Annotated in this window: 9 protein-coding genes; 8 read left to right on the top strand and 1 reads right to left on the bottom strand. The window is 47.6% G+C overall.

Annotated elements, in window-relative coordinates; translation table 11 throughout:
• Positions 1-22: 22 nt before the first annotated feature.
• Entirely contained in the window at positions 23-1,342 is a 1,320-nt protein-coding gene (locus ADS79_RS18855) for a helix-turn-helix domain-containing protein (RefSeq protein WP_049741063.1), read from the bottom strand.
• A 451-nt stretch (positions 1,343-1,793) separates the two neighbouring features.
• On the opposite strand from ADS79_RS18855, the gene ADS79_RS18850 reads away from it, so the two are divergent.
• The 8 genes from ADS79_RS18850 (at position 1,794) to ADS79_RS18815 (ending at position 12,814) form a co-directional block, all read left to right on the top strand.
• Positions 1,794-2,726 (top strand): ABC transporter permease, encoded by a 933-nt coding sequence (locus ADS79_RS18850; protein ID WP_049739934.1) that lies wholly within the window; start codon positions 1,794-1,796, stop codon positions 2,724-2,726.
• 3 nt (positions 2,727-2,729) lie between these two features.
• A complete protein-coding gene (locus ADS79_RS18845) occupies positions 2,730-3,674 on the top strand; it encodes an ABC transporter permease (RefSeq protein ID WP_049739933.1) in 945 nt (314 codons plus the stop codon).
• Positions 3,675-3,702: 28 nt separating this feature from the next.
• Positions 3,703-4,725, top strand: coding sequence for an ABC transporter ATP-binding protein (locus ADS79_RS18840; RefSeq protein ID WP_049739932.1), 1,023 nt, complete (start codon positions 3,703-3,705; stop codon positions 4,723-4,725).
• On the top strand, positions 4,722-5,669 hold the full coding sequence (locus ADS79_RS18835; protein ID WP_049739931.1) for an ABC transporter ATP-binding protein: 948 nt from the start codon (positions 4,722-4,724) through the stop codon (positions 5,667-5,669). The genes ADS79_RS18840 and ADS79_RS18835 overlap by 4 nt, the downstream gene beginning before the upstream one ends.
• A gap of 35 nt (positions 5,670-5,704) precedes the next feature.
• Entirely contained in the window at positions 5,705-7,348 is a 1,644-nt protein-coding gene (locus tag ADS79_RS18830) for a peptide ABC transporter substrate-binding protein (RefSeq protein WP_049739930.1), read from the top strand.
• Positions 7,349-7,572: 224 nt separating this feature from the next.
• Positions 7,573-9,366, top strand: coding sequence for a S9 family peptidase (locus tag ADS79_RS18825; RefSeq protein ID WP_049739929.1), 1,794 nt, complete (start codon positions 7,573-7,575; stop codon positions 9,364-9,366).
• A gap of 7 nt (positions 9,367-9,373) precedes the next feature.
• Positions 9,374-11,389, top strand: coding sequence for a S9 family peptidase (locus tag ADS79_RS18820; RefSeq protein WP_049739928.1), 2,016 nt, complete (start codon positions 9,374-9,376; stop codon positions 11,387-11,389).
• A 39-nt stretch (positions 11,390-11,428) separates the two neighbouring features.
• The gene (locus ADS79_RS18815; protein WP_049739927.1) at positions 11,429-12,814 is read left to right on the top strand and encodes a M20/M25/M40 family metallo-hydrolase; all 1,386 of its coding nucleotides are present in this window, start codon (positions 11,429-11,431) and stop codon (positions 12,812-12,814) included.
• Positions 12,815-12,818 lie beyond the last annotated feature (4 nt).

Here is a 12,818-nt window from a genome sequence, read left to right as displayed (position 1 = left end):
TTTTCTGTACCAGTCAGTTATTTTATACCAGGCTGCTGTCTACAGGAGAGGGGAGAACGCGATAAATCTTGCGTGGCCGTCCCCGATTCATGGGGGTTTCTTCTCCAATTTGCTCGATGATATTGTGTTCAGCCAAATCACTCAAGATTCGTCTTGCATTTCGTGGGGTCATCCCCATCCACTCGGCCATGTCGGTAGCGCTAATGTAATTTTGACCCAGTGCCTTTTGGACAGAAATGATTTTGTTTAAAGTGGTGATACTCACGCCTGCTTTTTTCAAGTTCTCGCTGATTTCCTTATCTTCTGTCCAATAGCCATAGCTGATGCTTTTTGCCTGACGTAACGGTCCTTCAATCGAGCCGTCTGTATCGACGAGAATCGCCGAATTCGTATACTTTTTGGCGTGAACGAGAGCAAGCTGTGCATTTCTTTCTGCAGCGAGTGCGGTTACGCCAAAACCAATTCCCATGTTGGCTGTTGAATGGGTCAGCAGCATGAGCTGCTCGAGGATGATGGTAGGGTGAAAAGCAGGATTGTCGTCCAGTGAACCTCGGGTGGAGAAGATAATAAATTTATAGTTGCCCAGTGCGACGAAGCTGCCTGAAATAGATTCGGTGTAATCCAAAATGATCTCCTGTAGCTTTAGATCGAGTCTCCTCAAATCGTAAGCGTTTGCAGGTTCATTGACGAGCCTCTCTACATCGGATACTTCAATCAGTTGAACAGCAATCTGTGATCGCTTGAAGTGGAGGGTTTCTCCTTCTTGTACAATTTGCTTAAAGATTTCTCGAAATGTCAGCCTCGTAAAACCCATCCTGTAGACCTTGATGCCCTGCTGTTTCAACTCCTCCGCTACGGACAGCATCCCCGTCACACAAGCGTCAACCTTTCCTGTGTTGTATAAGGCCGTATGATAACTAACCCATTGATTAGTGAGCCTTAATTCTTCATAGGGATTCAAATACGGATTCTCACAGGTAAGGTCAAGCTCTTCCAGCGTCTCGCGAAAATGCATTTCGGAAACGGTGTCAAAGCTAACGCGATCAAGGGAAATCCCATCACGGTAAACCAATTCGAGCAAGACCTTTGATAGTACACTGGCATTTATTTGAGGATAAAACGCTTTTTGCTTTTGAAGTTGTTCCCTTGCAATCGAGTAGGGACCAATTCCGGAGAAAAACCAGATATCTACGTTTTGATTGTTTTCTGCTACGAATGCGCTGGCTTCTTCTGCGCGCTGATACGTATAGGGGATGAGCACGAGCTGATCAGCAAACTCTCGGCCGACACCTAACATCAATTCGACTGAATCCTTAGGACCTACTAGGCCGACTCTTATGATCATTAGTTCCTCCAACCAAACGATAAACTACCGAGTTTCTATTCGGCATGAAAAATAGCTATCCTCTTTTCGGCATCATAGTACGTTTTTTGGTTATATGCAAATACATAATACCTCCCATCGACGGAAAGAACTTGGTTAAAAAACTAGAAAATGGTTTAATTAAAGGATTCATTAGGGAAAAATTCCGTTTATAATAGACTAAATTAGACACGATTTCCGAAATTCCTTTAAAAAATAGTTAGAAAAAACTAAAAATCAGAATTGACATGAAATACAGATAGCACGTATATTGTTGAATTAAGGAATGATTTAGGCGAATTTCCGTTAAGGGGGGTGCGAATAGGGTCGAAAATCTATTTCTTTGAAAACGTCTCGGCGTTTTCACGAGGATGGATATGATCGTTTGGCGGTCGTGACCGCTTTGTATGTCTGAATAGGGGGCCTGTGGATGTCGCGTTATTTACTAAAGAGAATTCTAATGATGGTACTCACCTTGTGGATTATTGTGACGCTGACGTTTTCACTCATGCATATGATTCCGGGTGACCCGTTTGCATCTGAATCAGATCAACTGCCCGAGCAAATATTGCTGAACCTGCGTGCGAAGTATCATTTGGATGAGCCATTGCCTATGCAATATCTTTCTTATCTGAAAAGTTTGGCAATGCTTGATTTAGGACCTTCGATCAAATCAGAGACACGTGGTGTTAACGACATGATCAAGGATGGATTTGGAGCTTCTGCACTAATCGGCTTGCAAGCAATCGCCGTCGCCTTGTTTTTCGGACTTCTTTTCGGAACGATTGCCGCTCTGAATCGGAATACATGGATCGACTACGCTGCAATGGTTATGGCCGTACTCGGAATTGCCGTTCCGAGCTTTATCATGGCACCGTTGCTCATCAATTACTTGGCGATCAAATTGCCGCTCTTTCCAGTTGCCACACTTGCGAGCTGGAAGCATTCGATTTTACCGTCACTTGCGCTCGCCTTTGGGCCGTTGGCAATCATTACACGCTACATGCGGACAAGCATGATTGACGTGATGAATCAGAATTACATAAAAACAGCGGAAGCAAAAGGCATTCCAACGTTTTTAATTGTAATCAGACACGGGATTCGCAATGCGATCTTGCCGGTAGTAACCTTCTTAGGGCCGCTTGTAGCTGGCTTGCTCACAGGAACCTTCGTTGTAGAAAAGATTTTCGCAGTTCCCGGTATCGGTAAATACTTCGTAGATGGCATTTTCAATCGAGATTATCCTGTTATTTTGGGAACGACTGTGTTTTACAGTGCGATCTTGGTACTCATCATTTTCTTGATTGATTTGGCTTATCTGTTTATCGATCCACGAATCAAATTGTCGAGTAGGGGGAGGTAGCCTATGGCGATGGATCAATCGGTAAATGAGTTGTTTCGACCAAAGGCACAAAAAACAGATGGACAGATCGTCCAAATGCGACCAAGCCTCACTCACTTTCAACAGGTTGCACGAAAGCTGATAAAAAACAAACTGGCGATGCTTGGTCTCATTCTCATTCTAGGCATGGTGCTCATGGCAGTAATTGGCCCGCATCTGGTGCCATATAGCTACTCCGATCAGAGTCTGCTTACGGCGAATCAGGAATTATCGAGCGAGCATTGGTTCGGGACGGATGAGCTGGGACGTGATATGTTCTCACGTACCTGGTACGGAGCACGTATCTCACTCGTCATTGGAGTTACAGCAGCTTTGATTGACTTGGTTATTGGCGTTACAGTCGGCGGGATTGCCGGTTACATGGCGGGAAGAGGAAAACGCGGCGACCGGATCGACACGATCATCATGCGCATCATTGAGGTTTTGTATGGTCTGCCGTACCTGCTCGTTGTCATCATGCTGATGGTCGTCATGGAGCCAGGTGTTCTTACGATCATTATCGCACTGTCCGCAACAGGCTGGACAGGCATGGCTCGCTTGGTGCGTGGGCAAATCCTGCAACTCAAAAACCAGGAGTTTATCCTTGCCGCACAAGTGCTGGGAGCCAAGTTCCCGCGCATCTTGTTGCGTCATCTGATACCGAATACGATTGGAGTAATCATCGTAAACCTGACCTTTACGATTCCATCCGCAATCTTTGCGGAATCTTTTCTCAGCTTCCTCGGTTTAGGTGTACAAGCACCTGTTGCCAGCTGGGGCACGATGACGAACGATGCATTAGGGGTCATTTTAACGGGGGATTGGTGGAGGTTGTTCTTCCCGGCCCTGATGATCTCACTGACGATGTTCGCTTTTAACGTGTTTGGAGATGGCTTGCAGGACGCATTAGACCCGCGGATACGCGAATAACCTCACCGAAGGATAGGAGGAATCAGACATGACAGAGTATTTGCTGCAAGTAGAGAACCTCCGGGTGCATTTTAAAACCTACGGAGGAGAGGTGCAGGCGGTAAGAGGAGTGACGTTTCATGTGGGACGCGGTGAAACGGTTGCTGTTGTAGGAGAGAGTGGCTGTGGAAAGAGTGTGACGGCACAAGCCATCATGGGACTAATCCCGAATCCTCCTGGTCGCATCGTCGACGGGAAGATCACATTTGATGGGAAGTCCATCACAGATATGTCCAAAAAAGACCTCTTGGCCATACGTGGATCTGAAATCGGAATGGTTTTTCAAGACCCGATGACTGCTCTCAATCCAACGATGAAGGTCGGTACGCAAATTGTCGAAGGATTCGTCCGTACCCACAACGTCAGCAAAGAGGACGCTCGTAAAAAAGCAATCGAAATGCTGCGCTTAGTAGGAATTCCTGATCCGGAAAAACGGATAGACCAATATCCACACGAATTTTCCGGAGGGATGAGACAACGTGTCGTGATCGCGATTGCACTGGCGAATACGCCCAAGCTCGTCATTGCGGATGAGCCGACGACAGCGCTCGATGTGACAATTCAGGCTCAGATTCTCGATCTGATGAAAGATCTCCAAGAGAAGCAGCAGCTATCCATTGTTATCATTACGCATGACCTCGGGGTTGTGGCAGAAATCGCGCATCGCGCAGTGGTCATGTATGCGGGGATTGTTGTAGAAACAGGTACGGTTGAGGATATCTTCGCGAGTCCGAAACATCCGTACACCTGGGGCTTGATGCGCTCCTTGCCTCGTATTGATGGCGAAGAAAAAGAGCGTCTTGTTCCGATTGTTGGCTCTCCGCCAGATTTGTTCGACCCGCCAAAAGGGTGCCCGTTTGCGGCTCGTTGCCAGTTTGCGATGGAAATTTGTGAACAACAAATGCCTACCGTAACAGACTTTGAGAATGGTCATCAGGCTGTGTGCTGGCTGCATGATTCACGAGCACCAAAGATTGAGGAACTGGTGGCAGCAGGGAGGCAGGCAGGATGAGTGAAGCAATGGTTGAGGTCAAAAATTTAAAAAAGCATTTTGATATTGGCAACGGTGTTCTCTTAAAAGCAGTTGATGGCGTTACCTTTTCGATTAAACGAGGAGAGACACTCGGTCTAGTAGGCGAAAGCGGATGCGGCAAGTCGACGTTAGGCAGGACGATCATACGCCTCTACGAGAATACAGATGGCGAGGTCCTCTTTAAAGGAAAGAATGCCCATCAGCTCAAAGGAAGGGATGCCGCCCAGTTCCACCGCGATGTCCAGATGATTTTTCAGGATCCGCAAGCAAGTCTCAACCCGCGAATGACTGTTATGGATATCATCGCTGAAGGGCTTGATATTCACGGCTTGTCAAAAGGTGCGAGAGCGGATCGGGTGAAGGAGCTGCTGGAGCTCGTCGGTCTTTCCAAAGCTCATGCCAGCAGATTTCCGCATGAATTCAGCGGTGGTCAGCGGCAGCGGATTGGAATTGCCCGAGCACTAGCGGTAGAGCCTGAGTTTATTATCGCGGACGAGCCGATTTCTGCACTCGATGTGTCGATCCAGGCGCAGGTTGTCAATCTTTTGGAAGACCTGCAGCAGGACAGAGGACTTACTTACTTGTTTATCGCCCATGATCTCTCCATGGTAAAACATATCTCGACGAGGATTGGCGTGATGTATTTAGGAAAAATGGTGGAAATGGCAAGCAGCAATGAGCTGTATGCCGAGCCGCTGCATCCTTATACGCAAGCACTCCTATCGTCTATTCCGATTCCAGATCCAACCGTTAAGCGCGAGAGAATTATTTTGCAGGGAGATTTGCCAAGCCCTGCCAATGCTCCTAGCGGTTGTGTGTTTCGAACACGCTGCCCGAAGGCGATACCGCAGTGCTCTGCGGAAGTGCCTGAGTGGAAAGAAGTAGGCTCAAACCACTGGGTTGCTTGTCATCTCTATCAGTAGTTCGATTTTATCTTAATTATACAGGGGGAAACATTGTGAAGAAATTTGCAGCCTTCGCTTTGTCACTATCGCTTGTTGTGCCAGCTCTTGCTGGTTGCGGTGGTGGCGGCGGCAACAGTACAGCACCGGCGGGTGGAGGATCATCCACGAGCACGCCTGGCGCTGCGGTGAAACAAGAAGTGGTATTTAATGCCAAATCAGAGCCACCAGATTTGAACCCGCTCACTTCGACAGACACGACATCCTTCTGGATCATGGACCACTTGGGTGAAGGTCTGTACACGAAAGACAAAGACGGCAACCCGATTTTGGGAACAGCCAAAGAAGTAAAGCTCTCCGACGACAAGCTGAAGTACACGTTCATTTTACGTGACGATGCCAAATGGACAAACGGAGAACCAGTTACGGCTGAAGATTTTGCTTACGCCTTCATGAAGCATATCGATCCAGCTACTGCTTCTACAACTGCTTACCTGCTGTACTACATTAAAGGGGCAGAAGCATATAACAAGGGTACTGGTAAGGCAGAAGACGTAGCAATCAAGGCAGTAGATGACAAAACATTGGAAATCGAATTGGTAGCTCCAACTTCCTATTTCGATAAGATGCTGGCGACTCGCTACTGGCACCCAATCAACAAAAAAGCGGCTGAAGCCAACCCGAAATGGGCAGCGAATTCAGACACGTACATCTCCAATGGTGCATACAAGCTGGTTTCCTGGAAGCATGATTCCGAGCTAGTTATCGAAAAGAACGAAAATTTCTGGAACAAAGACGATGTGAAGATGGACAAGATCACCTGGAAAATGGTGAACGACGCGACAACTTCGTATCAAATGTATAAGAGCGGTGAGCTTGATTTTAACAAAGAGATGCCATCTGACATTCTCGCACAAGAAAAATCCAGCCCTGACTACAAATCCGTTCCTTACTACGGTACGTATATGTACATGTTCAACGTAACGAAAGAGCCATTTACGAACAAAAAAGTACGTCGTGCATTTGCGATGTCGATCGACCGTAAAGCATTGACAGAGATGGTTAGCCAAGGTGGAGAAACACCTGCATACTCCATGGTACCTCGCGGAGCAATCACGCCATCTGGAAAAGACTTCCGCGAAGAAGGCGGCGACTACTTCAAAGAAGATTTTGAAGAAGCGAAGAAGCTGCTTGCAGAAGGGTTGAAGGAAGAAGGCTGGTCTACACTTCCTGAAGTAACCCTCATGTACAACACGGATGAAGGTCACAAGAAAATTGCGCAAGCGATGCAGGAAATGTTCAAGAAAAATCTTGGCGTCGACATCAAAATGACAAACCAAGAGTGGAAAGTATACCTCGATACAACAAGACAGAAAAACTATCAAATGGGCCGTATGGGTTGGGTAGGTCAAATCAGTGACCCGGCATTCAACCTCGACTACTACCTGGGTGACAGCCCGAACAACCGCACTGGTTGGGTCAACAAAGACTATGATGCTTTGAATATGGCTGCAAAAGTAGAACAAGATCCTAACAAGCGTATGGAGCTCTTGCACAAAGCGGAAGAGATCTTGATGGATGACATGCCGTTCATCCCATTGTACCACTATCAACAAAACTACCTGGTGAAACCAGGCATCGAAGGTCTGACTTACCCAGTCAACGCATTCCCAAGTGCGCGTTGGGCAACAAGACAGTAATGACTGTTTTCCCTTATCATCGGGGGACAAAAGTGTTTGAGCGCAAGCGATCACATTCGCTTTCATGACAGAGTGCCTCAGCGTAACATCTAGCATCAGCTTCGGTAAAAACATCTCGACGTTTTTCACAGAAATAAATAAGGAAAAAGAGGAGATTCTCCTCTTTTTTCTCTTTACATACGAACACCGAACATACAAACACCGACAAGAGAGGATGATTTCCCATGATCATGGACTATCTACAAGTGAAATCAGCATATCAATTGAAGGTGGTACCGAAAAAACGAGAGTTGACCTTTTTAAGCAAATTGACAGGTATCGCGCAATTGTATCGATGGAACGAGGAGGGACAGACCGCCGAGCAGATCACATTTTTGCCGGATCGGGTTGTCGAAGTAGATCATTCCCCATGCGGGACCAAAACGATCGTAGGAATGGATTGCAAAGGCGATGAACGTCAGCAGTTCTTTTTACTGACAGAAAATGGCACACAAGTAAAGCCCTTGACTGAAGCACCTGCCTATTTTCACTACTTAGGGGGCTGGTCGCCATGCGGCCAAAAAATCGCGTGGTCCAGTAACCGACGTCATCCCCGCTGCTTTGATATTTTTGTTCAGGATGTGGACAGTGGCGAATACGAGGAAGTGTTCCGCTATGACGGTCGATGTGATCCGGTAGGCTGGCTTCCGAACGGCACGGGTCTGGTCTTTAGTGTCCAGGAAACCAATATCGATAATTCGCTCTATCTTCTCGATTTGCAAACAAAGTCAGCTCACAAGCTTCCGATATGTACACATAACGCGCGGTTTCATTCATTGCAGCTAACCAAGGATGGGAAGCAAGGCTATATTGTTACGGACCGGGACGAAAATACGATGGCGCTATGCAGCTTTCATCTCGACAGTGCCGAGCTGCAGCAGCTTGTTCATGTACCAAAATGGGATATTGAGGAAGTGAAGCTGTCTGCGGATGAAAAGACATTGGCGTTTTCTACGAATGAAGGCGGCAGATCGACCCTTTCTCTGTTCCAGGTGGATGACAAGCAGTGGCAAAAGATTGAAAACGTCCGGCAAGGAGTCATCACTTCTCTGTCTTGGATCACAGAAGATCAGCTAGGATTCGTGTTGAAAAGTCCAACACTCCCAGGAGACGTGTGGACCTATACGATTTCCACGAAAACCAGCAAGCAAGTGACGACAATCGGGCGATCAGAAGCAATCGAGACAAATTTGATCGAGCCAGAATTACGCTCCTTTGCTTCATTCGATGGTCTGGAGGTTCCGTATTTTCTGTATGCCAAGGAACAGAAGAAAAATAGTCCTGTCGTAGTTTATGTACACGGTGGGCCAGAAAGCCAAATTCGTGCGGAATACCATCCCGTTTTTCAGTATTTGGCCAACCAGGGCTTTACAGTAGTGGCACCAAACGTCCGTGGAAGTATGGGATACGGTCGCGAATATGTCAAATTGGATGACGTACGCAAGCGGATGGATTCAGTTGCCGATTTGGCATGGCTCGTTAAGGACTTGTCCAAGCTTGAGACGGTAAATCCACATGCGATCGGGATTATGGGCAGAAGCTACGGGGGCTTTATGGTACTCGCAGCGCTTACCCATTATCCAGACCTGTGGGCGGCGGGTGTCGACATCGTCGGGATATCCCATTTCCGGACCTTCCTCGAAAATACAGGGGAATGGCGTCGCAAGCTGCGCGAGGTAGAATACGGCTCACTTGAGCACGATAGTGACTTCTTCGAAGAAATCGCGCCACTCAATCACTCGGAAAAAATCCAGGCGCCGCTGCTTGTATTCCATGGACGCAATGATACGCGCGTACCAGTGACGGAAGCGGAACAATTGGTAGCAGATATGAAAAATAGAGGACAGCAGGTAGCTTTGCACATTTTCGAGGATGAAGGTCACTTCACAGAAAAGCTGGATAACCACATTACATTGAATCAAAAGATCACCCAGTTTTTTATGCAAGAGCTTGTGGTGTCTACAAATGAAAAGGAGTGAATCAGAAATGACAGCGACTAAACGTTGTATTAGGGCAGAAGATTTGTATCAGATCCGGTATACGAGCGATCCACAGCTATCTCCTAATGGAAAATCGGTTGCTTTCGTGGAGACGATGATTGACGAACAACGCCAGTACCGAAATCATTTGGTATTGCAATCGTTGGATTCCAAAGACCTGACATCCTTGACCGTAGGTGCCGTGCGCGATACGTTTCCTCGCTGGTCTCCTGATGGAGCGACAATCAGCTTTGTTTCTAACCGTTCGGGTACGCCGCAAATCTGGTTGATCGATGCAAAAGGAGGGGAAGCACGGCAGCTGACCCGTTGCAAAACGGGAGTATCTAACCCGATATGGTCACCAGATGGCAAACACATCGTCTTCTCCTCCATGCTTTCTCCGGAAGATTCCTTTTCTGATGTAGAGGGCGAGTCCAAAAAAGAGGTACAAAAAGTGATCGTAGTCAATCGGATGAAATACAAATCCGATGATCATGGATACATCTATGACAAAAGCAAACAGATCGCTATCGTCAACGTAGAGAGCGGAGAAATGAGAGCGATCAGTGAAGGCCCGTACAATCATACAGTTGGCGCATGGTCTCCAGACGGTGAGTGGCTGGCGATAACTGCAAACCGAGCTGAAAATCCAGACAAGCAACATAGCATCGATGTCTACCTGGTTCCATTTTCAGGAGGGGAATGGAAAAAGGTAACGAAAAGTAAAGGAACATTCTTTTTTCCGACCTGGTCACCTGACGGGAAAAAGCTAGCTCTTATTGGAAGTGAGTCGGATACTCATCTTCATGCTGCACAGAAAAGAGTTTGGGTCTACAACCTCGAGAATGATGAGCAAACATGCATTACAGCTGAGTGGGACGTTCAGGTGGGAGATTCGACGATTGGGGATGTACGTTCCCCGGGTCATCCGAATCCTGGAGCTGTGTGGAGGGAAGATGGCAAAGGAATGTACTTCATCGCGAGTGAGCGTGGGAATTCCGGTATCTATCATACGACGCTGGACGGCCAAATCACGCAGATTGTAGGAGGAAGTCGCAATGTATACGGCTTCTCCCTGCATGAAAAAGCGCAGAAGCTGATTATGGTCGTAAGTGATACCGCAAGTCCTGGTGATTTGGTTGAGGTGGATCTCGATACCAAGGAAGAACAGCGCTTGACCGATGTCAATCATGACCTGTTTGCCGAGCTGGAGCTGCCTGCTGTGGAAGAAATCGAATTCGAAGCGGAAGATGGCTGGAAGCTGCACGGTTGGTTGATGAAGCCAGTTGGATATCAGCAAGGTCAAAAATATCCGATGGTTTTGCAAATTCACGGTGGTCCTCACTCGATGTACGGAAACACGTATTTTCATGAATTCCAGGTTCTGGCGGCAAAAGGATACGCGGTTCTCTATACCAATCCGCGCGGCAGCTTTGGTTACGGAGAGCGTTTTGTCCAGGCGTGCTGCGGAGATTACGGCGGAAACGATTATCTCGATCTGATGAGTGCTGTTAAATACGCGTGCAACCATTTTGACTTCGTCGATGAAACCAGACTCGGGGTAACGGGAGGCAGCTACGGCGGATTGATGACCAACTGGATTGTCGGTCAATCCAATCAATTCAAAGCAGCAGTTACCGATCGCAGCATTTGCAATTGGCTGAGCTTTTATGGGGTCAGTGATATTGGTTACTATTTTACAGCCGAAGAAATTATGGCCAATCCGTTTAACAATCCAGAAAAAATGTGGCATCATTCACCGCTCCGCTTGGCAGCCAACATCGAAACGCCACTATTGATCATGCACGGTGAACAAGATCATCGTTGCCCGATTGAACAGGCAGAACAATTGTATATTGCACTGCGCTACCACGATAAGGCACCCGTTTCGTTCATCCGTTTCCCTGGTGCGAGCCACGAGCTGTCGCGTAGTGGCGATCCACAGCAGCGTGTCCTTCGTCTGGAGTATACAGCAGACTGGTTTGAAAGCTATTTGCTGACGGCTGAGAAGGCGTCGGTTTAGTAGACATTCTAATAGGAAGCGATAAGGAGGCATTCCGTTATGGAAAAAGAACAAGTGCTCGGTTATGTGAAGGAAAGCTTGCCAGAAGCAGTTGAAAAGCTGAAAGAATATTTGCGCTTCCCAACCGTGTCTGCCCAGCATAAAGCCATCCCGGAAACCGTAGCGTACGTCGTGAAGATGATTGAGGATATTGGCGGCGAAACAAAAGTGTTAAGCGGACTCGGTGGCAATCCTGTCGTTTACGGATTTTTTGCCGCAGGAAGCAAGGGTGATGCAAGCAAAACACTGCTTTACTACAACCACTATGACGTGCAGCCACCTGAACCATTTGAAGAATGGAATACAGAGCCGTTCGAGCCAACAATCCTAGAGGGCAAGCTCTTTGCGCGTGGCGCGGCAGATAACAAGGGCGATCTGGTAGCCCGACTGACTGCTATCCAGATTCTTCAACAAGCGGAAGGTGGACTACCGTGCAACATCAAATTCATGATCGAAGGCGAAGAAGAGATCGGAAGTCCCAATTTGGAGCCGTATATTCAGGAGTATAAAGAGGTTTTTGCTGCCGATGCATGCATTTGGGAATTCGGTGGAAAAGATGAGGCTGAGAGAATCGGCATGGTGGCCGGTATTAAAGGCATGGCTTACATGGAGCTGACATGCGTCGGAGCCGACATCGACATGCACTCTTCTGTAGGAGCCTATGTCGACAATGCGGCATGGCGACTCGTGCAAGCACTGGGAACGATGAAAAATCAGCAAAATGAAATTCTCGTAAAAGGCTTCTATGATGGCATCATAGAGCCAACCGAAGATGAGAAAAAGGTCGTTGCCGAGCTGCCATTCGATGAAGCTGCGGTAACGGAGCTGTATGGACTGAAGCGCCCACTGATTACAGAGGCAAAAGGTACGGATCCCCGCGATGCAATGGTATTTCATCCGACCATGACTATTTGCGGTCTGGTTAGCGGATACATTGGCGAAGGAGCCAAAACCGTTTTGCCGAAAAGTGCAAAGGCAAAGGTGGACTGCCGTTTGGTCCCAGGTCAAGACCCCGATCACATTCTTGCGTGCATTCAGCAGCATTTGAATGATCACGGATTTACGGATATTCAGGTAAAAATGATTAACGGACAAAAAGCGTATCGCTCCGATTTCCACCATCCGTTCGTGGCTCATGTGCTAAACACTGCCCGCCTCGTTTATGAAAATGAGCCGGTGCTTGCACCTAACGCAGCAGGTACAGGTCCGATGTTTGCCTTCGGCGAGGCGCTACAGCTTCCGATTGTTAGTACAGGGGTAGGCTGGGTAGGCTGCAAGGTACATGCACCAAACGAGTCGATTCGCCTGAAAGATTTCGAAGAAGGCATCGCCCACATGGTATTTTTGATCTCCGGTTTTGCACAAGCGCTTGATCGCACAAATTAATGAT

The organism is Brevibacillus reuszeri (assembly GCF_001187725.1).
Lineage (GTDB): Bacteria > Bacillota > Bacilli > Brevibacillales > Brevibacillaceae > Brevibacillus > Brevibacillus reuszeri.
This window is presented reverse-complemented; position numbering and strand designations above follow the sequence as displayed.

Coding starts and splice junctions, on each gene's coding strand:
- ADS79_RS18850 (WP_049739934.1), top strand. CDS start 1,794: ATGTCGCGTTATTTACTAAAGAGAATTCTAATGATGGTACTCACCTTG.
- ADS79_RS18845 (WP_049739933.1), top strand. CDS start 2,730: ATGGCGATGGATCAATCGGTAAATGAGTTGTTTCGACCAAAGGCACAA.
- ADS79_RS18840 (WP_049739932.1), top strand. CDS start 3,703: ATGACAGAGTATTTGCTGCAAGTAGAGAACCTCCGGGTGCATTTTAAA.
- ADS79_RS18835 (WP_049739931.1), top strand. CDS start 4,722: ATGAGTGAAGCAATGGTTGAGGTCAAAAATTTAAAAAAGCATTTTGAT.
- ADS79_RS18825 (WP_049739929.1), top strand. CDS start 7,573: ATGATCATGGACTATCTACAAGTGAAATCAGCATATCAATTGAAGGTG.
- ADS79_RS18820 (WP_049739928.1), top strand. CDS start 9,374: ATGACAGCGACTAAACGTTGTATTAGGGCAGAAGATTTGTATCAGATC.
- ADS79_RS18815 (WP_049739927.1), top strand. CDS start 11,429: ATGGAAAAAGAACAAGTGCTCGGTTATGTGAAGGAAAGCTTGCCAGAA.